Origin of the sequence: Streptococcus mitis (assembly GCF_002096835.1) — a bacterium.
Classification (GTDB): domain Bacteria; phylum Bacillota; class Bacilli; order Lactobacillales; family Streptococcaceae; genus Streptococcus; species Streptococcus mitis_W.
The window spans coordinates 414,562-433,619 of record NZ_NCVG01000023.1; the positions used below are offsets into that span (position 1 = coordinate 414,562).

A 19,058-nucleotide genomic window follows, 5' to 3' on the forward strand; every position below is an offset into this window, starting at 1 on the left:
TTCTCCCTTTCTACTCATCTTGAATTGTAATACGATACTGAACACCTGCTTGCTCTGCAGACTCTATAGTAATAGCATAGCGATCCCCAAAATAGAGCACAAAACGCTCATGGACATTGACAATCCCGATAGACTGCTTTTGTTCACTGTAACTGGCTTGGTGTTCAAAATGTCTCTGACTTAATTTTTCTCGAATACTTGCCAGTTTTTCAACCGACATTCCACGGCCATTATCGACCACCAAAATTTCTACAAAACCATCCTGTTTAAGAGCCTTGATGCTAATCACATTATCTGTTCGTCTATGGTCAACACCATGCGCGAAATAGTTTTCTACCAGCGGTTGTAAGGTAAACTTAGGAATCTTCATATTCTCTAGCTCTGGGTCTGTCTTGAAACCATAGGCAATGGACTTGGGATAGCGAACCATGCAGAGATAGCTGTATTTACGACAAAATTCTAATTCCTGTTTGAGAAGGGTCTCTCTTTCGTCGGAAATATTGTTACGCAAGAGACTACTGAATTCATAAATGATATCTGCCAACTCATCTTGACTTTGCATAACTGCATACATGCGCAAGAACTCCAGCGTATTATACATAAAATGAGGATTGATTTGCGCCTGCAAGGCCCGCATATTGGCATCTTTTTGACTAAGCTCTAACTGATAAATATCATGGATATTCTTTTCCAAGCGATCCAACATATCATTGGTCGTCTCCGCGATTAGGAGCAATTCCTGATCCTTTTCAAGCGTATCAATGCGAAGACCTTCTTGTCCTTTGGCAATAGCTTGGATGGAATCCACCAGGTCCACTACCTGCTTTTGATAATTAGCAAAGGTCTGCCTCAACGTCAGATAAAGAATGACAATAAAAAGAAGGCTCAAACCCACAATCAAAGCAGAGCTGGTCACCGTTCCTTGTAAAACAAAGTTTTTAGGAACTGTCACCTGAACCTGATATCCATGAGAGGTCATACCAACAAACCAGTTCTCATGTTCCCTATCGACCCTCTCACCAATATGAAAAATCTCCGTATCAAAAGGCGATGTCACAGTAACAGCCATCGGAATATGACCCCGGGTATTGTCAATGGCATGATATAAAACTTCTGGATCCAAGGAGATGTATATCACTCCTATAGATTGATCTGTTGCTGGATCCAGAACTGGAATGCCAAAACTATTGGCCTCTGGTTTAAAGGCCTCAGCAGGCAAGATATGACCACTTCTTTTATCCCTTGTTGAAACATAAACTTCTTTAAAATCCTCCAAGACGATTGCAACACCCGTTATATAGTCATTTTGAACATACAAATCATCAATATTTTCATACAGAGAAATAGAAGTTGGCGAAGTCGCTTGATGCTCCAACAGCCAATAAAAATACTCAGAAGTTGACAGGCTAAAGTACTTATAAACCCCTTGTATTCGGTCTTGATTGGCTACTAAGTCTTGCGCTAGCTGGGCTGACTCCCGATAATAATACTCTACCTCATCGACTGTTCGAGTGGTTACACGCTGGGCTACTCTCTGAGCTTCCTTTTCTCTTGAATCCCAGTCAGTGTATGAGAGTAAGATTGCAAAACTCGCAATAATAATCATCATAACTGAACTGTAGGTTCTTAGAAGCGTATGTAGCCAAAACTGCTTCATTCTATTTTGTCGCCAATTTTTCATGGATACTTTCATAGACCGGTTCCAACATATCACTGATAAAGAAATGCCACATCCCAATTCCTACAAAAAATAACAGGGCAGGCATATAGTAACCAATTGCCACAAGTAGCACTGTCCCAAGGAGAACCTTGGCCACAGCTGCCAAGCTCATAAAGATGCCAATCAAGGATAGTTTGAGACTATTTCGATAAGATAGGTCAAAATAAACTTGTAGTTTCAAAAACACTGTGTAGGCCAAAAAGATCAGAGCAACTACTAGGACATTCAAAAAGGTGGCAATCAAATGAACGATGGTCTGATGAGGCAATTGCACCAAGAGATACAAACCATAGATTAAAACTAGATCCACCCCTAAAAAGCTATAGAAAATCAGGTTGCTTGAGACGAAATTTTGCTTGTAAAGAGACCACGCTTCCTTCAAACTGTATTCCCGAAAGCTATAACCATGTTCTGCATATAGGCTCATCAAGGTGGTACTAGCTGGCGCTAGACCAAGAATAATCCCTCCTGCCAAGGTTAATAGCCAAAAGAAGGCTGTCACAATCATCCCTAAAAAGAAACGATTAAAGACAAAGTCTAAAAATCTACCCATGATATCCCCCTAAAAATAACTATGAAACTATTATATCATATTTCAAGCGTTTTCAAACACATAGACTATCCATTTACAATCCCACCAAACCGTGGTACAATGAGAATTGTGAGAAAATTATCAGGAGACAATTCATGAAAAAATCTATCTTAACTACACTGCTTTTTGCAGTTCTTTACTTCCTCTGCATGGGGATTGGTGTCCTTTTGGGTAATCTCCTCGACCAAACTGGAAATATGTTTTATGCGCCTGCTTTTACTGCCCTTGTCGGCGGTAGCGTCTATATGATCCTGGTCGCAAAAGTTCCGCGCTTTGGAGCCATTACCACTATCGGCCTTGTCATTGCCCTCTTTTTCTTGGGAACTAAACACGGCGCCGGTGCCTTCCTTCCTGGAATTATCTGTGGCCTCCTAGCAGATGGAGTAGCTAGCCTAGGAAAATACAAGGATCAAACTAAGAACTTCCTTTCTTTCGTTATTTTCGCCTTTAGTTCAACTGGTCCAATCTTACTTATGTGGATTGCTCCCCAAGCCTATATGGCTACCCTTCTAGCAAGAGGAAAATCCCAAGAATATATCGACCGTATCATGGTTGCACCAAATCCTGGAACTATCCTTCTTTTTATCGCAAGTATTGTCATCGGAGCCCTAGTTGGTGCCTTGATTGGACAAGTCTTGAGTAAAAAATTTGCGCAGAAAATCTGATCACTAAAAAAGAGCCACACGGCTCTTTTTATTTATGGCTCAATTTCTTGGTCAAGAAATCTCCCAAGAATTGGATTGTAAAGATAATCAAAATGATAATGATAGTTGCCAAGATAGTCACATCGTGATTGTAGCGGTTAAATCCATAAGCGATGGCTACGTTACCGATACCACCAGCTCCAACCGCACCGGCCATAGCTGTTTCACCAACAAGGGAAATCAAGGTCACAGTCGTCACACGGATCAAATCTGGAAGACCTTCTGATAGGTAAACACCCACGATATCCCAGAAAGTCGCTCCACTCGCTTGAGCCGCCTCAATGACACCGCCATCCAGTTCAGCCAAGACAACCTGCACTTGACGGGCAAAGAAGGCAAATACTGCAAAAGATAACGGTACGATAGCCGCGTTTGGTCCGATACTTGTCCCTACGATTAGGTGTGAAAAGGGTGACAACACTGCCAAGAGAATGATAAATGGTACCGCACGGAAGATAGAAGTAATCTTATCCAAAATCCAGAAAACGACCTTATTCTCTAAAGCACCACCTGGCGCTGTCAAGACAAGGAAAAGACCTGCTACTAGCCCCAAGAAACCTCCGATGATGAAGGAAAGAACTGTCATATAAAGGGTTAGATAGATGGCTGTTCCCCAACCTGCTTGACCAGCCCAGCCCATTTTATAGACATTTGGCAAATAGGTTTGAATCAATGATTCCATCTTACTGTCCTCCCTTCAATACTTTTAGTTGTACGCCTGCTTGACGAATGGCTTCTTGAGCACCTGCTAGCGCTGCTTGTTCACCTGACAAGACCACAACTAATTCTCCAACAGGAGTACCATCGAGGATTTCGATATTTCCATAGAGGATATTAGCCGTTACTTGGTAATGCTTGTACAATTCATTCAAAAGTGGCTCGTCTGTTGAAGCTCCTGCATACTTGAGCTGTACCAAGAGACTATTTTCGGACAGATGTTCCACGATTTCTTGCTTCTCGATTTTGACCATGGCCTCGTCAATACCTGTAGCTGTTGAGATAAAGTCTTGGGTCAAAGGTTGTTTAGGGTCTGAGAAGATTTCAAGGACACTTCCCTCTTCAATCAAATGCCCATCCTGCATAACTGCTACACGGTTGGCAATATCTTTGACAATCTGCATTTCATGCGTAATCAAGACAACAGTCAATCCTAATTTTTGGTTCAAATCTTGCAACAAGGCCAAAATCTGCTTGGTTGTCTTAGGGTCAAGGGCAGAAGTTGACTCGTCTGAAATCAAGATTTTTGGATCATTGGCCAAGGCACGCGCAATGGCCACACGCTGTTTTTGCCCTCCAGATAGTTGTGAAGGATAGTTTTCAGCACGATCCGCCAAGCCAACCAAGTCCAACAACTTGGCTACTTTAGCTTTCTTTTCTTCCTTGCTAAGTCCAGAGTGTTTGAGTGCAAAGGCTACATTCTCCTCTGCTGTCTTTTGACTCATCAGGTTAAAATGCTGGAAAATCATTCCGATATCTTGACGTTTACGACGCAACTGCTCGGCCGTCAAGGTCACCTTGCCATCAAAAATCACATCATCGTCAATGGTAATTTTCCCTGCAGATGGTTTTTGCAAGAGATTAATCACCCGTACAAGGGTTGATTTCCCTGCTCCAGAATATCCAACGATTCCGTAGATATCCCCTTCTTGGATATGAATGGTCACATCCTTGACCGCTGTGATGGTTCTCTTCTTCTGATGAAAAGTCACATCAATCTGATCTAACTTGATAATATCTCTACTCATAGCTTCTAATCAGCTCCTCTACTAATTCAATATGGGTGTAGTAATCGGCGATTCGCACGTTCTCATCTCCACCATGGTCTCGACTATTGGCATTTCCTAGACCGAAGGCCACCATGGGTACCTCTAGGGCATCAAAGACCGTATGCATAGGCCCTGTCCCCGCTGTTGTCGGCAAGACTGAAACGCCCTGTGGATAGAATTTCTTGGCCAACTCGATCACATTAAGAATGGCTGGCGCGCTCATATCGCTTCGATAGCTCATCTCTCCCAAGGTATAGTATAATTCTACCTTATCAAAGCCATTTTTGTCTAGCTGTTTCCGAATTTTTTCCAGAACATCATGCGGTTCTAGGCCAGGAACCAAACGAACCTCTAGCTTAGCACTAGCTTCTGCTGGCAAAATCGTTTTGACTCCTTGTCCTTGATAACCTGACTGAATCCCTTCGATATTAAGGGCTGGCTCGAAAAAGAATCGTTTTAGAAAGGCTGCACGGTCCTCTTGTAAAAGAGGCAATTCCAAACCATAAATCTGGTTGATTTCCCCTGGATTTCGTTGGGCGTAAGTATCCACCAAGGCCAATTCTCGTTCATTTGGTTCTTGAACTTCTTCGTACAAACCTTCAACCAAGATACGGCCATCTGCGGCACGAAGAGACTGTAGAGCTTGAAGGAGGTACCAGGGAGCTGACTCCACAACCCCACCATAACTAGAGTGGATATCGACATCAGCGCTTTTCACCCTGGCATCAAAGGTCACAATTCCCTTATTTCCACCAGAAATTTCTAACTGCTCCAAAGCATTTTTGGTCCCTTGTTCCCAGACCAACAAATCCGCCCCACGGAGTTTATTCGCATGTTTTTCCAGATACTTATCTAGGTCTGTCGAAGCCGATTCCTCCGCTCCCTCCATGATAAAACTGATATTGACAGGCAGGTCATCATGGTGCTGCATGTATTTTCTCAAAGCACTCAAACGAGCCGTGATATGACCCTTGTCGTCATCAACCCCACGCCCATACATAAAGCCGTTGCGGACCGAAAGCGTAAAGGGCTCCTCTGTCCAGACTTGATCCCCATCCGCTGGTACAGTGTCATAGTGGTTATAGAAAATCAGGGTTTTGGCATCTGGACGCGAACTCTTGAAATGTGCCATGACAAAAGGCGCCGTGTAAGTCTCATCAATCTCCACTTCAGCCCCAACACGCTTGAAAATCTCACCCAGATAATTGGCAACTTCCTTAAGTCCAACCTGCTGGGCAAAGACTGACTTCTTAGAAATCAAGGTACGCAAAACCTCAAAATAATGCTGGGCCACATGATCCTTTTCAAATTTTTCAATCTGTTCTTGTTCGCTAGGAAAAACCATATTCTCTCTACCTTTCTATGAACCTATAGTCTTCTTTACAATCCATGCTCTATACAAAAGCAAGAGGTGGAATTTTCTCTCCCACCTCCCTGTTTCTTATTACCAAACTGGTTGATCCAAACCGTCTGATGTTTCTTCGATAACTTTTTTCACGTCATCTGTGTGGTAAGCTGCGATCACTTTCTTGATAGCATCAGCTTTTGGTGATGTTTCCCAATCTTTTTTCGCAACGATGATGTTGTACCATTGTTTTGAATTTTCATCAGCTTGTTCTTTGAAAAGTGCTTTCTTGTAGTCCAATTTTGCTTCTGTAACGAAGGTATTGTTTACAACGGCAGCGTCAACTGATGACAATGAACGAGCTGTTTGGCTAGCATCCAATTCAGTGATTTTCAAGTTCTTTGGATTTTCTTTGATGTTAGCAACTGTTGCAAGAGCAGTTCCAGAAACATCCAATTTAATCAAACCAGCCGATTGAAGCAAGTAAAGTGCACGACTTTCGTTTGTAGCGTCGTTTGGTACAGCGATTTCTCCGTTTGCTGGGATGTCTTCTACTTTAGTGTACTTGTTGTCACTTCCATTCAAACCTGAGTAAAGACGGATTGGAGAGATGTAAGTATCTGCAATCGCTACAAGGTCTTTTCCGTTTTCTTTGTTCCAGTTGTTCAAGAAGTTATAGTGTTGGAAAGCGTTCAAATCTACTTCGCCATCAGCAGTTGCCTTGTTTGGTTGTGAGTAGTCTGTGAACTCTGTAAATTCCAAAGTAATACCGTCTTTTTTAACTAATTCTTGAACTTTATCCCAACGAGCTTCTTCAGAACCGCTACGGTTAACAGTTGCGATTTTGATAGTTGTTTCATTGTCTGCTTTCTTTTCTGAGTTTCCGCAAGCTGCAAGAGCCAAACCTGCGACTGTAGCAAGGGCTGCTACACCAAGCCATTTTTTAATTTTCATGATTCTTTCTCCTTAAAAATAATACCGTACTAGTATCTCACAATTTGTTTGATTTCACAAATTGTTATTAGATAATCAGATATATAGTTTAAAACTATATACTTAAAAATTGAGAAATCACCCACCTGATTCAGAATGGATGATTTCAAAAAATTATTTAATATCAGCTTCTGCTGGTAGGTAAGTGTCTCCAAAGAATTGTTTAGACAACTTTTCAAGAGTTCCATCTTTGTAGAGTTCTTGGATACGTTTGTCTACAAATGTTTTCAACTCATCTTGACCTTTGGCAAGAAGTGGGTAAACGTAAGGTTGTTGGTCGCTTGGAAGTTCAATAACTTTCAAGTTGTCCAAACCTTGGTCCTTGATGACTGTTTCAACACCGATTTTATCAAAAATCTTGTAGTCAAACTGGCCATCGCTCAAGCGTCCCATGATTTGTTGGAAGTCCGCTTTAGTATACTTTAGGACAGTTGGATTATCTGAATGTTGTTTGTTGTAGTCTTCTAGCTGTTTAGCAGAAGTTGTCCCTTGAACAACTTCTGTTGATTTTCCACCGATATCATCAAGCGATTTGATGCTAGGGTCATCTTTTTTCACTACAAGAACGTTAGGGTTTTTAGCAGTTGGAGCTGCATAAAGGTATTTTTCAGCACGTTCTTTAGTGTAGCTGATGTTGCTAACAGCCATATTGTAACGGTCAGCATCAAGTCCTGCAAAGACACCTGACCATTCTGTCTTCTCAAACTTGACATCATATTTGTCAGAATCTTTAAAGATAGCGCGAACCACTTCAATTTCGTAACCAGTCAATTCGCCATTTTCTTCATAGTTGAATGGTTTTGGTGTAGCATTGGTTGCAACGATAATTTCTTTCTTGCTAGCTGCTTCTCCTTCTTTCTTAGCACCACCTGAGCAAGCTGCTAGCACACCTGCAGCAACAAGTCCTAAGGCAGCAAGAGATGAGTATTTAACGATTTTTTTCATGTCATTTCCTCCAAAATAGAATACCTTATAATCTTAACAGAAAAAGAGCATTTACGCCATTATATGATATCTATCTCTGTGATAGGTTTTCTTTATGGCTGATTTATACTCAATGAAAATCAAAGAGCAAACTAGGAAGCTAGCCGTAGGTTGCTCAAAGCACTGCTTTGAGGTTGTAGATAGAACTGACGAAGTCAGTAACATATATACGGTAAGGCGACGCTGACGTGGTTTGAATTTGATTTTCGAAGAGTATTAAAAGACCAAACGCAAGACTGCAATTAAGACCACTCCAAAGAGAACTGTTCCGACTAGATTGCGATAACGAAAGGCTACCCAAGCTGTTGGAAAGACTGCTAAGAAATCCAGCCATTTGATTTGAGGAAGGCTCCCAACCTTACCTGTCACTACGCTTGACAGAATCAAGGCAAAGATAATGGAAACGGGCAAGAATTTCAAAAAACGCTCAACGATAGCAGGCAAGCCCTTATACTTGACCAAGATGAAGGGAATGATACGGGGAATCCAAGTCACCAAGCCAGAGAAAATAACTGCTAATAAAAGATACTTACTGACCATCTAAAACCACCCCCATTGTACAACCTAGCAAGGTCGCAAACAGAACAGCTAGCGACTGAGACACCACTGTTAAGAGTAAAAAGAAGGACACCGCAACAACTGCTAGGATAATGAGCAGATTGCGGACAGGAATCCGTCTTTGCATAATCTGGAATTGCGAAGCAAAAATTCCAATGAACATCCCAACCAGGGCAAAATCCAAGCCAAAGATTTCTGGATTTGGCAGCAGACCACCCAGAGCCGTTCCGACAACTGTTCCCACAAACCAAGCCACATAGCTGTTGAGATTGTTTCCGTGCATCCACATAGGATTGACCTTGTCTGTATGGGCTAACTCGCCCATCAAAACGCCATAAGTCTCATCCGTCAAGAGACTAGACATACCGATATTTTGCCAGAGACTGGTATGACGGAAATAGGTTGACGCATGCAAACTCAACAAAAAGAGACGCAAATTAATCAAAAAGACCGTCATAGCAATAGCTGCCACAGGTGCTTGAACCGCAATCAGTGCCAACATGGCAAACTGGGCACTCCCAGCATAAACAAAGAGGCTCATCAAGCCCATCTCAACAGGTGTCACATAGGGCGCACCAATAATCCCACAGGCCAAGCCAATACTGACATAACCAAGGGCCGTTGGCATGGCCGCCTGCGCCCCCTCCCAAAATCCTTTTTCTTTCATCTTTCTCCTCATATTGTCTTAATAATACTCAATGAAAATCAAAGAGCAAACTAGAAAGCTGGCCACAGGTTGCTCAAAACATTGTTTTGAGGTTGCAGATAGAAGCTGACGCAGTTTGAAGAGATTTTCGAAGAGTATAAGTAGGCTGAAAAGGCTCCAGCCATAGCATGGACTATTATAACACATTCAGGAAAGAGAAAAAAGTCTGCTGATTGTAATCAGACAGACTCCATTTTATTCTTATTTAATCTTGAAGAATTGAACAATTGCCACAATACCTTGATAAATAAAGACAAAGGCAATGGTGTAACTAATATAGAGACCGGTCATCAATGGGTGTCCCATCATGATTAAACCTGCTACGATTCCTAAAATCCCCATCCAAACTAGAGGGGTACCTACCGATTTATCCGTCTTACGAACCTTGAAACCAACGATAGTTTTTGTAATACCATTTGTCAAGGCCCATAAAGAAATGATAAATGGTACAAATGTTACCATTTCAATAAAGCTACCTGAGAATAAGGTAAGAGCGAGGATGAGGGTAACAATTCCTCCAAATAAATTCCAGCCATGCTTTTCTTCTGATTTGAAGTATTGTACAATCTCAGAAATCCCTTGAACTGCAAATACAAGTGCAAACCAGAAAGTCATGGAAGCCAAGCTAATAAGAGGATGTGCAAACATATTAAAACCTACAAAAACTGCAAAAATACCCGCAATTAGTAACAACCATTTCCAAATTTTCGACATTATTTTTCTCCTTTTTTAGAGGAATCTTCCTCTAGTATTCCATAAATCATCATATCCAAAACCTGTGATAATTGATGTTCATATCCTGAAACCAAGTCAGGCAAACTGCTATCTGACGAAACAGTTAAATAATAGGAACGAAACATATCCTGAATCAATCGCAGATAGTCCATAGCTCGTTTCTCATCAATATGCTCTTTCAGTTTGGATTCTGATATAAGTTTTTGACAAACTTGTTCATTCAAGTCCAAAAAGATAGCTTTCTGTGGTGCAATGTCTGCTTCCAATTCTTCTGGTGTCGCAATCATTGCCTCAAAGAAAATGTGGCTATGTTCTGGGTATTGCTGATAAAATTGGTGACGTCTTTCCATATAATCAGCTAAGGAGGGCACTTGACCTTCCACCCCCAGAAACACTGCCAAAGCTTTCTCAAAACTCTCCTGAAAACAAGTTAGATAGAGGTCTGATTTCCCTGAAAAATTATGATACAAAACTCCTTTGGAAATACCATCCACTTTACAAAGTTCATTGATGACAAAACCTTGATAGCCTTTTGTAGCAAATTCAAACAAAGCAGCGGTAATGATTTTCTCTCTTCGTAGTCTTGTTTTTTTCTTCTTTTCTCATGTATTTATCTCTACATTTTTTAATAATAAACCGATTGGTCTGAAATGTCAAGCAACTTTCTCAAAAATTTAACAGTCTGCTGATTGTAGCCATCATAAACAGACTGGAATCCAGTCTCAAACATATAATATACACATTCTTCGCTAAATGTTTTCACGGATATTCAAGAGTATGATAAAGGCAGCTAGAAGAAATAGCAATAAAACAAAGCTAACTGCCAGAGTTCCAAAGCTAGTAGCAATGGTTACCAAAGCTATTGTAAATAAGCTAGGTAAAACAACTGTAATGGCACCGATAGAGGATTGAACTGCTCCCATTGACTCCTCAGGTATTTGTTTAAAAATGAGTTCCTGTAATCGAGGAGAGAGGATACCTGCGAAAAAGGCATCCAAGGCACTAAAGATAAGAATCCAGTCAAAACGAACTGCCACAAAGCCAACTAAAAGGAGTAATTGGATAATAAGCGAGGCATATAGGGCTAGTTTTATGGAGATTGTATTCTTCAGATAGCCACTCACAAGGCTTCCGACAATAAGGGCTGACAATTCAAGGGTGGATAACAAGGCAAGAGATTGACCTGTTTGTAAATTCAAAAAGGGCTGATTCCTCAAAAACAGAGTAGAAACAGGAACTGTAACATTTATCACTGCTTGACTAATAGAGATAATAAACAAAACCAAGAGCACCTTATTCATATTCCATATCAATTTTGATGATTGGAGCAGATGCTGGCAAAAGGATTTTACAGAGAGTCCTTCTTGATAGCTAATCGTTTTTTCTACTTTCAAGAGGTCTGTTTTTATGAAAAGAATACCTAAAAATGCGATTAAAAAGGTCAGAGCATTCAGTAAGGAAATAGACTGGATAGATAGAATACCTAGTAAGACTCCTCCTAGAATATTACTGATTGTTTTCACTAAACTAACAGTTGACTGTTTAAATCCAATAGCTTCTGCCAGATGGTCTTGCCCAATAATTCTAATGAAAATCGGAGTGAGCATGGCGCCTGAAAAATAACTCAATGTGTCAGATAAGAGGTTAATCAGACAAATAAATGCTACTAATAACAAGGAAAAGGACTGCCCTGAAAGTGATAAAGAAACGATAGAGTAAAGCAAAAATTTTGCAAAACTAATCATTGTATATTTTAGGACACGATGATGTTGAAAATCCGCCAAAACTCCCAGAAAGATTTGCAGAACTTGAGGAAGGGTTTCTGAAATCGTGATCAGTAAAATCGCCAAAGGGGCAAAAGATGCATCTGCCACATAATTCAAAAAGGCCAGATAAAAAATCGTATCCCCAACCGTTGAAATCCACTGGTTGATGGTTAATTGCCTAAAATTTCTATTTTGAAGAAATACTTTCATCACAACTCCTTTTAAAGTTCCAGTGTATAGAAAACAAGACTTGGTTTAATATTGAACTCCAAGCCTTGCTCATATTCAGATTCATCCATTATATGATGTTCATGCCGTATTTTATAATAAATCATATCTTAAAAATACCAGACCACACTATTCCCTGCTTGTATTTAGCTTCTTTCTTTTGGACAAATTTTGCTAAATCCAACAACTCTGTCGGCGGTTCACCTTTAAAGCTCAACAATTCTTTAGAGACGGCAAAAGAAAGACGTACAGCTAACAAATCTTCATTAGTACTAGAGAACTGTTTTGCTGTTTCCAGCAATTGCTTCCTAAATTCTTCCGTCAAGCTAATTTCTTTATTATTGTATAGGGAATGAATTAACATTTGTAACTGACTTTGTTTTTCCATCGTTTACCTCATTTTATCTAGGACGCCAAGTTTCACTTTTAGTCCAGCCATTTACAGTATGCTCATAATTAAACATATACTGTACGAATTCCCATCTATAAACCACTTCTGCGACTTAGGATCTGCTTGAAGTGCTTTACAAGGATAGTATAACACGAAAATTAGCTTATTTTAGAAAATCGCATATTTGATATTTTTTCTTATAGAAATTTCAGATTTGCAATTGTTGACTACTCAATAAGTTCTTTGTATTGCTTCAAACGCAATTCGAAGAGGGCTAGCAATTGTGGATTTTCTAATACTTGCAGAGATTGGATAAATCTTTCAATCTCTTTTTGATTGCTTCCTTTGGTTTGAAGGAAAATCTTCATTTTCTTTAAAAACTGCCACAATACTTTTTCAAAAACATCGTATGGACGAAGCATGCTCTCTAGCTCAGCTTCAAAAATTGGGATATAAGAGAAAAGTTTACGCTCCATGAGTTCTGATATAATATTCAGAAATCCACTTTTCATATACAATCGATTATGTACCAACTCTTTAAATTCCCTAGATTTCTCAATTAAAGCGGTCGATAAAAATATCAAATCTTGATTGCTCAAGAAGGGCATGGTATTGCAAAAGAGATAGAGTTCAAACCAGGTCCAAGACTCAATAGCATAGAGATAGATAGTCAAAAACTCGCTATCTTCTTTTACTAATGGATAGTTCTTATTTAAGGAATGGAGTGCGTTTTTAATTACAATGGCATTCAAACGACGATAGGTCTCTGCCATCTGTTCTTGCTCGACTTCCTCCAACAGTTGCTCTAAACCAGCTATATCTTGGTGGGCAAAGCGATCCACAACCTTTCTACCAATCTGCATATGTAGGGATTCTTGATAATTGTTTAGCTTATGACCAAACTCATCAAAATTCATATTGATCCCTTGGATGGCTAGGATCAACTTATCCGCAGATAGCATAGACTGCCCTAGTTCAAACTTGGACAACTGAGAGGCTGTTAGACCAGCACAAGCCACATCTGACTGCTTGAGCTTTCTCGCCAAACGTAATTCCTTGTAAAATTCTCCCAACTCCATTCTCTCAATCATCTCACCACCTCCTATTTTTTATATAGTATATCATTATTCACAATTATTTGTCAAAATATTCTGACATTTAAGAGAGCAAAAAAGCCAGCCCTAAGCTGACTCTTTATTCCATGGTATCAAAAGCGAGACTTGGTTTGGCATTGAGGTCCAAGCTTGCAAAGTTTTCTTTGTTCCATTCGCTGACGCTGGCATAGGCAATCATACCTGCATTGTCTCCGCAGAGGCGCAGAGGTGGAATGATGACCTTGACATCTGCGATTTCGGTTGCTAGGCGTTCTCTGAGACCTTTATTGGCTGCCACACCACCTGCCACGACTAGAGTTTTAACAGGGTATTTCTCCAAAGCCTTCTTAGTTTTTGCCATGAGAATATCCAGGACAGCTGCTTGGAAGGATGCACACAAGTCCTCTGTAGACAGACTTTCTCCCTTTTGCTCGGCATTATGGTGAAGATTGATAAAGGCAGATTTCAAACCTGAGAATGAAAACTCCAGATTATCTTCCTTAATCATGGCACGAGGAAAGTCATAAATATCCTGCCCCTGATGAGCCAGCTCGTCAATCTCACGACCGGCAGGATAGGTCAAGCCCATGACACGGCCGACCTTATCATAGGCCTCACCAACCGCGTCATCTCGCGTTTCCCCAACAATCTTGTAGTCACCAGCCTCCGAAACATAAACCAACTCTGTGTGTCCACCGCTGACCAAGAGGGCTAGCAAGGGAAACTCCAAAGGCTCCACGCTCTGAGCTGCCATAAGGTGACCAGCCATGTGGTTAACGGGAATCAGCGGAAGTCCATGTGCCCAAGCAAAGGCCTTAGCAGCTGATAAACCAACTAGTAAAGCTCCCACCAAGCCAGGTCCATAGGTAACCGCCACAGCTGTTACATCGTCTTCGGTAATCCCTGCTTCTGCCAACGCCTCCTCGATGCAGGCTGTAATGACCTCGACATGGTGACGACTGGCTACTTCTGGCACTACGCCCCCAAAACGTTTGTGGCTCTCAATTTGACTAGCAATGACATTAGACAAGAGCTCATCGTCGTTTTTCAAGACGGCGACACTGGTCTCATCACAGGATGTCTCAAATGCTAAAATATATCTATCCTTCATCTATTTCTCTCTTCATGATAATGGCATCCTCGACTGGGTCATGGTAGTAGGCCTTTCGCTCAGCGATGACTGCCATCTTTTCTTTCTTGTAAAATGCTTGTGCTCGGTGATTTGACTTTCTGACTTCGAGGAAAATCTCCTTGTCTGTCGGCAATTGAGCAAACAAGACTGATGCAATTCCCTGACCCTGATAGGTTTGTTTGACAGCGATTTGCAGGACTTCTGCCTCAAAAAGATTCTCCTGCACAGCTAGAAAGCCAATCACTTCTTCCCCATCATAAGCTAGAGCATACCAAGTCTGGTCTTGGGACAGGTCTGCTTGGATTTGTTCCAGCGTCCAAGGACTGACTGGGTAAACAGCTATCATAACAGCGTAGATGGCTTGAGCCAGATCAGGTTGCTGGTGAGTTCGTTTGATTTCTATCATAGGCGTTTAATGTAGGACTTACCAGACTCGGTATGGTTCTTGAGCCAGTTTTCCTCAGCCTCAACACGCTTGAGGTAGTTCGGCACAAAATCATGCAAGGAGTCTGCTTCCTTGTCCCAAGCCAAAAGAGCAAGATTGGCTGCATTAGGCAAGGTTTCTTTGTAATTAGTCCTTGGCAAGTGTTCTTGAATCTGCTCCACAAAGGGGGCAACTTCTCCGACAAAGGTTACCTGACTAGCACCCTTAACTTTCTCTAACACCTCTTCAAAAGATAGGTGCGCTTCTGGCATGACAGGTTTGGCATTTTCATAAAATCCTGCATAAACATTGTTGCGACGCGCATCCATCAAGGGAACGAACAAGCCTTCTTGTTGGTAGGGCACCAGAGCCAAGAGGCTAGACATACCAACTAACTCAATGTTCAGGGTATGAGCCAAAGTCTTGGCAGTTGCTACCGCGATTCGCAAACCTGTGTAGCTACCTGGCCCTTCCGCCACCACGATTCGGTCCAAATCCTTGGGTGTCCAATCCAAACTTGCCATCAAAAAATCGATGGCAGGCATAAGGGTAATACTGTGATTTTTCTTAATATTAATCGTCGTCTCGGCAAGAACCTGCTTGTCCTCTAAAATAGCGAGAGAAAGAGCCTTGCTGGACGTATCAAAAGCTAATACTTTCATAACACATTCCTATCTTTTTGTCTGCTTACTATTATACTACAAAAGCTGGCACATGGGAATTTTCTTTGCCCCCAAACAAAAATGCCTATACTTAGCTAAAAAATAATTTAAAAAATGCTCACTTTTCCTTTTCTTTTCCGAATATAAAAGTGAACAAGAAAAAAGGAGGAAAGTTCAATGACAAATTTTGACGTTCTTGACAATCAATTTTTATCCTTATCTGAAAATGAATTATCAGATATTGATGGCGGTCTCGCTCCCTTGGTTATCTTTGGAGTAGCAGTATCTTGGAAAGCTATTGCAGGTGGAACAGCACTTATAGGTTCTGGTTTGGCAGCTGGTTATTTTTTAGGAGGAGATTAATATGATGAAAGATTTGAACAACTATTGTGAAATTTCTAATAAGGAATTGCAAGAAATAAAGGGTGGTTTTGGTGTAGGTGTTGGTATCGCTTTATTTATGGCAGGTTATACCATTGGAAAAGACCTTCGTAAAAAGTTTGGTAAGTCATGCTAGATAAAAAACACATTTTTAGAAGGATAAATTTTATTATCTTTATCTCTTATAGTTTGCTCAGCATTCTCAATGATTTAAACATTACTACTATCCCTTTACCAATCGATTTATCTGTTTGTATTGTTTTGTTTTTAGTCTTCAACTCTATTTTTGAGCAGAAGAATCATTAATATAAAGCTAATAAGCTCTGAAAATTCCATTGTCATGTCATTTTAGAAAAATGCAAAGACCACCTCATCTTGATAGATGGGGTGGAATTTTCTTTGCCCCCAAACAAAAATACCCCATCAGAGCAGGGCATCTAAGCATTTAATCCAAAGTAAAATATAAACCAAACTACATAGGTTACGAGGAGGAGAAAAAGCGAGTAGAGAGTCACAAAGGTAATTTTCCACAAGAACTTGGTTTGTCGTTGTTCCAGTTTGGCAAATAGAAGATTCCCTCCATAAACGCAAGCAACAAAAACAATAAAAGCTACTAAGCGAGCTCCGATAGCAAAAGCAAATAAATTATACATAGGGCAACCTCCTTGACTTAAAAACTATAGGGAATTGTGACAAATGATAAATTCCACTTCCATTATCAAAATAACATATTTTCTTTATTTTTGCAAACGCTTACCAACGAGTAACCCTATGACTTTCTCGTTTCCGTCTTTTACTAATTTTTCATTTTGTGGTATAATTGAAATAATTGTAACGAATCAAGGTCAATCTAGACAAAAATGGAATGAAATCAAGCAAATATCTGCTAAAAGTTTGGAATAAGCTGACCTGTAAATAGAAAGGAACTATATGATTTACAAAGTTTTTTATCAAGAAACAAAAGAACGTAGCCCACGTCGTGAAACAACACGCGCACTTTACCTAGACATCGATGCCAGCTCAGAACTTGAGGGCCGTATCGCTGCTCGCCAACTTGTCGAAGAAAATCGCCCAGAGTACAATATCGAGTATATCGAACTCTTGTCTGACAAATTGCTAGATTACGAAAAAGAAACTGGCGCCTTCGAAATTACGGAGTTCTAATATGGCCTACACTCTTAAACCTGAAGAAGTCGGCGTTTTTGCCATCGGTGGTCTGGGAGAAATCGGGAAAAACACTTACGGGATTGAATACCAAGACGAGATTATTATAGTCGATGCTGGGATTAAATTCCCAGAAGATGATTTGCTGGGTATCGACTATGTCATTCCTGACTACTCATACATCGTGGACAATATCGACCGCGTCAAGGCTGTCTTAATCACACACGGACACGAAGACCACATCGGTGGGATTCCTTTCCTACTCAAGCAAGCAAATGTCCCTATCTACGCTGGACCACTTGCCTTGGCTTTAATCCGTGGAAAACTCGAAGAACACGGCCTCTTGCGCAACGCCAAACTTTACGAAATCAACCACAACACTGAGTTGACCTTTAAAAATCTTAAGGCAACTTTCTTTAGAACCACTCACTCTATTCCAGAGCCTTTAGGGATTGTCATTCATACTCCTCAAGGGAAAATCGTTTGTACGGGTGACTTTAAGTTTGACTTTACACCAGTTGGTGAACCAGCAGACTTGCACCGTATGGCAGCTCTTGGTGAAGAAGGCGTACTCTGTCTCCTGTCTGACTCGACAAATGCGGAAGTGCCAACCTTTACCAACTCTGAAAAAGTCGTTGGTCAGTCCATCATGAAGATTATCCAAGGCATTGAAGGACGCATCATCTTTGCATCCTTTGCCTCAAATATCTTCCGTCTCCAGCAAGCAACTGAAGCTGCTGTTAAGACTGGACGCAAGATTGCGGTCTTTGGTCGCTCTATGGAAAAGGCCATTGTCAACGGAATCGATCTTGGCTACATCAAAGCTCCTAAGGGAACCTTTATCGAGCCAAATGAAATTAAAGACTACCCTGCGGGCGAGGTTCTCATCCTCTGTACAGGTAGTCAGGGGGAACCGATGGCTGCCCTCTCTCGTATCGCCAACGGAACCCACCGTCAGGTACAACTCCAACCTGGTGATACAGTTATCTTCTCTTCAAGTCCAATCCCTGGAAACACTACTAGCGTCAACAAGCTGATCAATATTATTTCAGAAGCTGGTGTCGAAGTTATCCACGGTAAAGTGAACAATATCCATACATCTGGACACGGTGGCCAGCAAGAGCAAAAACTCATGCTCCGCTTGATTAAGCCAAAATACTTCATGCCTGTACACGGTGAATACCGCATGCAAAAGGTCCACGCTGGACTAGCAGTGGATACTGGTGTTGAGAAGGACAATATCTTTATCATGAGCAATGGTGATGTGCTTGCCCTTACCGCAGATTCTGCTCGTATCGCAGGTCATTTCAACGCCCAAGATATCTATGTCGATGGAAATCGTATCGGTGAAATCGGCGCAGCTGTCCTCAAAGATCGTCGTGATCTATCTGAAGACGGTGTCGTTCTAGCAGTCGCAACTGTTGACTTCAAATCGCAGATGATTCTGTCTGGTCCAGACATCCTCAGCCGAGGCTTTGTCTACATGAGAGAATCTGGCTACCTGATTCGCCAAAGCCAGCGTATCCTCTTCAATGCCATTCGTATCGCACTGAAAAACAAGGACGCTAGCGTGCAATCTGTCAATGGTGCCATTGTTAACGCTATTCGCCCCTTCCTTTATGAAAATACAGAACGTGAACCGATTATCATCCCGATGATCCTCACACCAGACGAAGAATAATACTCTTTGATTTTCATTGAATACAAGTCAAC

The 19,058-nt window shown here is 41.1% G+C and carries 23 protein-coding genes; 5 read left to right on the forward strand and 18 right to left on the reverse strand.

Going from position 1 to position 19,058, the window contains the following annotated elements:
• Positions 1-10: 10 nt before the first annotated feature.
• Entirely contained in the window at positions 11-1,681 is a 1,671-nt protein-coding gene (locus tag B7699_RS08920; RefSeq protein ID WP_338322412.1) for a sensor histidine kinase, read from the reverse strand.
• The gene (locus B7699_RS08925) at positions 1,659-2,273 is read right to left on the reverse strand and encodes a YesL family protein (protein WP_084927989.1); all 615 of its coding nucleotides are present in this window, start codon (positions 2,271-2,273) and stop codon (positions 1,659-1,661) included. The genes B7699_RS08920 and B7699_RS08925 overlap by 23 nt, the downstream gene beginning before the upstream one ends.
• Positions 2,274-2,407: 134 nt before the next feature.
• Between B7699_RS08925 and B7699_RS08930 the strand changes: the two genes are divergently transcribed.
• The gene (locus B7699_RS08930; RefSeq protein WP_084927990.1) at positions 2,408-2,977 is read left to right on the forward strand and encodes an MptD family putative ECF transporter S component; all 570 of its coding nucleotides are present in this window, start codon (positions 2,408-2,410) and stop codon (positions 2,975-2,977) included.
• A 28-nt stretch (positions 2,978-3,005) separates the two neighbouring features.
• Here B7699_RS08930 and B7699_RS08935 read toward each other — a convergent pair whose 3' ends face one another.
• The 15 genes from B7699_RS08935 to tsaB form a co-directional block, all read right to left on the reverse strand.
• Entirely contained in the window at positions 3,006-3,698 is a 693-nt protein-coding gene (locus B7699_RS08935; protein WP_084927991.1) for a methionine ABC transporter permease, read from the reverse strand.
• Position 3,699: 1 nt separating this feature from the next.
• Positions 3,700-4,761 carry a methionine ABC transporter ATP-binding protein gene (locus B7699_RS08940; protein ID WP_084927992.1) on the reverse strand — a complete coding sequence of 354 codons (1,062 nt, stop codon included), beginning with the start codon at positions 4,759-4,761 and terminating at the stop codon, positions 3,700-3,702.
• Positions 4,754-6,127 carry a M20 family metallopeptidase gene (locus tag B7699_RS08945; RefSeq protein WP_084927993.1) on the reverse strand — a complete coding sequence of 458 codons (1,374 nt, stop codon included), beginning with the start codon at positions 6,125-6,127 and terminating at the stop codon, positions 4,754-4,756. Before B7699_RS08945 ends, B7699_RS08940 begins: the two co-directional genes overlap by 8 nt.
• 99 nt (positions 6,128-6,226) lie before the next feature.
• Positions 6,227-7,081: a MetQ/NlpA family ABC transporter substrate-binding protein gene (locus B7699_RS08950; RefSeq protein ID WP_084927994.1), complete on the reverse strand. Its 855-nt coding sequence runs from the start codon at positions 7,079-7,081 to the stop codon at positions 6,227-6,229.
• A gap of 153 nt (positions 7,082-7,234) precedes the next feature.
• Entirely contained in the window at positions 7,235-8,065 is an 831-nt protein-coding gene (locus B7699_RS08955) for an amino acid ABC transporter substrate-binding protein (RefSeq protein WP_004254995.1), read from the reverse strand.
• Positions 8,066-8,320: 255 nt separating this feature from the next.
• Positions 8,321-8,644: an AzlD domain-containing protein gene (locus B7699_RS08960; protein WP_084927995.1), complete on the reverse strand. Its 324-nt coding sequence runs from the start codon at positions 8,642-8,644 to the stop codon at positions 8,321-8,323.
• Positions 8,634-9,329 (reverse strand): AzlC family ABC transporter permease, encoded by a 696-nt coding sequence (locus tag B7699_RS08965; protein WP_000659743.1) that lies wholly within the window; start codon positions 9,327-9,329, stop codon positions 8,634-8,636. The genes B7699_RS08960 and B7699_RS08965 overlap by 11 nt, the downstream gene beginning before the upstream one ends.
• Before the next feature lie 240 nt (positions 9,330-9,569).
• Positions 9,570-10,082, reverse strand: a complete 513-nt coding sequence (locus B7699_RS08975; protein WP_000036821.1) for an HdeD family acid-resistance protein — start codon at positions 10,080-10,082, stop codon at positions 9,570-9,572.
• Positions 10,082-10,669, reverse strand: a complete 588-nt coding sequence (locus tag B7699_RS08980; protein ID WP_084927996.1) for a TetR/AcrR family transcriptional regulator — start codon at positions 10,667-10,669, stop codon at positions 10,082-10,084. Before B7699_RS08980 ends, B7699_RS08975 begins: the two co-directional genes overlap by 1 nt.
• Positions 10,670-10,852: 183 nt before the next feature.
• Entirely contained in the window at positions 10,853-12,079 is a 1,227-nt protein-coding gene (locus tag B7699_RS08985) for an MFS transporter (protein WP_004254988.1), read from the reverse strand.
• A gap of 121 nt (positions 12,080-12,200) precedes the next feature.
• On the reverse strand, positions 12,201-12,485 hold the full coding sequence (locus B7699_RS08990; RefSeq protein WP_004254985.1) for a bacteriocin immunity protein: 285 nt from the start codon (positions 12,483-12,485) through the stop codon (positions 12,201-12,203).
• A gap of 230 nt (positions 12,486-12,715) precedes the next feature.
• Positions 12,716-13,579, reverse strand: a complete 864-nt coding sequence (locus tag B7699_RS08995; RefSeq protein WP_020901821.1) for an Rgg/GadR/MutR family transcriptional regulator — start codon at positions 13,577-13,579, stop codon at positions 12,716-12,718.
• Between the two features lie 103 nt (positions 13,580-13,682).
• On the reverse strand, positions 13,683-14,693 hold the full coding sequence (gene tsaD, locus B7699_RS09000) for a tRNA (adenosine(37)-N6)-threonylcarbamoyltransferase complex transferase subunit TsaD (RefSeq protein ID WP_020901820.1): 1,011 nt from the start codon (positions 14,691-14,693) through the stop codon (positions 13,683-13,685).
• Positions 14,683-15,120 carry a ribosomal protein S18-alanine N-acetyltransferase gene (rimI, locus tag B7699_RS09005; RefSeq protein ID WP_084927997.1) on the reverse strand — a complete coding sequence of 146 codons (438 nt, stop codon included), beginning with the start codon at positions 15,118-15,120 and terminating at the stop codon, positions 14,683-14,685. Before rimI ends, tsaD begins: the two co-directional genes overlap by 11 nt.
• Positions 15,117-15,800, reverse strand: coding sequence for a tRNA (adenosine(37)-N6)-threonylcarbamoyltransferase complex dimerization subunit type 1 TsaB (tsaB, locus tag B7699_RS09010; RefSeq protein WP_020901818.1), 684 nt, complete (start codon positions 15,798-15,800; stop codon positions 15,117-15,119). Before tsaB ends, rimI begins: the two co-directional genes overlap by 4 nt.
• A 177-nt stretch (positions 15,801-15,977) precedes the next feature.
• Here tsaB and cibA point away from each other — a divergent pair, with 177 nt between their 5' ends.
• Positions 15,978-16,163: a fratricide two-peptide bacteriocin subunit CibA gene (cibA, locus tag B7699_RS09015; protein WP_000180841.1), complete on the forward strand. Its 186-nt coding sequence runs from the start codon at positions 15,978-15,980 to the stop codon at positions 16,161-16,163.
• 1 nt (position 16,164) lies between these two features.
• Positions 16,165-16,317 carry a fratricide two-peptide bacteriocin subunit CibB gene (gene cibB / locus B7699_RS09020; protein WP_000974044.1) on the forward strand — a complete coding sequence of 51 codons (153 nt, stop codon included), beginning with the start codon at positions 16,165-16,167 and terminating at the stop codon, positions 16,315-16,317.
• A gap of 301 nt (positions 16,318-16,618) precedes the next feature.
• Here cibB and B7699_RS09030 read toward each other — a convergent pair whose 3' ends face one another.
• A complete protein-coding gene (locus B7699_RS09030) occupies positions 16,619-16,834 on the reverse strand; it encodes a hypothetical protein (RefSeq protein ID WP_049500723.1) in 216 nt (71 codons plus the stop codon).
• Positions 16,835-17,111: 277 nt separating this feature from the next.
• On the opposite strand from B7699_RS09030, the gene B7699_RS09035 reads away from it, so the two are divergent.
• Together B7699_RS09035 and rnjA are read left to right on the forward strand one after the other, a co-directional pair.
• Positions 17,112-17,345 (forward strand): DNA-dependent RNA polymerase subunit epsilon, encoded by a 234-nt coding sequence (locus B7699_RS09035; protein ID WP_000639572.1) that lies wholly within the window; start codon positions 17,112-17,114, stop codon positions 17,343-17,345.
• A 1-nt stretch (position 17,346) separates the two neighbouring features.
• Positions 17,347-19,026 carry a ribonuclease J1 gene (rnjA, locus tag B7699_RS09040; RefSeq protein ID WP_084927998.1) on the forward strand — a complete coding sequence of 560 codons (1,680 nt, stop codon included), beginning with the start codon at positions 17,347-17,349 and terminating at the stop codon, positions 19,024-19,026.
• The last annotated feature ends 32 nt before the right edge of the window (positions 19,027-19,058 follow it).

Bases quoted from the DNA above. Each gene is read 5' to 3' on its own strand.
- B7699_RS08960 (WP_084927995.1), bottom strand. From the start codon at position 8,644: ATGGTCAGTAAGTATCTTTTATTAGCAGTTATTTTCTCTGGCTTGGTG.
- B7699_RS08990 (WP_004254985.1), bottom strand. From the start codon at position 12,485: ATGGAAAAACAAAGTCAGTTACAAATGTTAATTCATTCCCTATACAAT.
- cibB (WP_000974044.1), top strand. From the start codon at position 16,165: ATGATGAAAGATTTGAACAACTATTGTGAAATTTCTAATAAGGAATTG.
- cibA (WP_000180841.1), top strand. From the start codon at position 15,978: ATGACAAATTTTGACGTTCTTGACAATCAATTTTTATCCTTATCTGAA.
- B7699_RS08955 (WP_004254995.1), bottom strand. From the start codon at position 8,065: ATGAAAAAAATCGTTAAATACTCATCTCTTGCTGCCTTAGGACTTGTT.
- B7699_RS09035 (WP_000639572.1), top strand. From the start codon at position 17,112: ATGATTTACAAAGTTTTTTATCAAGAAACAAAAGAACGTAGCCCACGT.
- B7699_RS08935 (WP_084927991.1), bottom strand. From the start codon at position 3,698: ATGGAATCATTGATTCAAACCTATTTGCCAAATGTCTATAAAATGGGC.
- B7699_RS08930 (WP_084927990.1), top strand. From the start codon at position 2,408: ATGAAAAAATCTATCTTAACTACACTGCTTTTTGCAGTTCTTTACTTC.
- B7699_RS08965 (WP_000659743.1), bottom strand. From the start codon at position 9,329: ATGAAAGAAAAAGGATTTTGGGAGGGGGCGCAGGCGGCCATGCCAACG.
- B7699_RS09030 (WP_049500723.1), bottom strand. From the start codon at position 16,834: ATGTATAATTTATTTGCTTTTGCTATCGGAGCTCGCTTAGTAGCTTTT.
- rimI (WP_084927997.1), bottom strand. From the start codon at position 15,120: ATGATAGAAATCAAACGAACTCACCAGCAACCTGATCTGGCTCAAGCC.
- rnjA (WP_084927998.1), top strand. From the start codon at position 17,347: ATGGCCTACACTCTTAAACCTGAAGAAGTCGGCGTTTTTGCCATCGGT.
- B7699_RS08940 (WP_084927992.1), bottom strand. From the start codon at position 4,761: ATGAGTAGAGATATTATCAAGTTAGATCAGATTGATGTGACTTTTCAT.
- B7699_RS08975 (WP_000036821.1), bottom strand. From the start codon at position 10,082: ATGTCGAAAATTTGGAAATGGTTGTTACTAATTGCGGGTATTTTTGCA.
- tsaB (WP_020901818.1), bottom strand. From the start codon at position 15,800: ATGAAAGTATTAGCTTTTGATACGTCCAGCAAGGCTCTTTCTCTCGCT.
- B7699_RS08950 (WP_084927994.1), bottom strand. From the start codon at position 7,081: ATGAAAATTAAAAAATGGCTTGGTGTAGCAGCCCTTGCTACAGTCGCA.
- B7699_RS08945 (WP_084927993.1), bottom strand. From the start codon at position 6,127: ATGGTTTTTCCTAGCGAACAAGAACAGATTGAAAAATTTGAAAAGGAT.
- B7699_RS08985 (WP_004254988.1), bottom strand. From the start codon at position 12,079: ATGAAAGTATTTCTTCAAAATAGAAATTTTAGGCAATTAACCATCAAC.
- B7699_RS08925 (WP_084927989.1), bottom strand. From the start codon at position 2,273: ATGGGTAGATTTTTAGACTTTGTCTTTAATCGTTTCTTTTTAGGGATG.
- tsaD (WP_020901820.1), bottom strand. From the start codon at position 14,693: ATGAAGGATAGATATATTTTAGCATTTGAGACATCCTGTGATGAGACC.
- B7699_RS08995 (WP_020901821.1), bottom strand. From the start codon at position 13,579: ATGATTGAGAGAATGGAGTTGGGAGAATTTTACAAGGAATTACGTTTG.
- B7699_RS08920 (WP_338322412.1), bottom strand. From the start codon at position 1,681: ATGAAAAATTGGCGACAAAATAGAATGAAGCAGTTTTGGCTACATACG.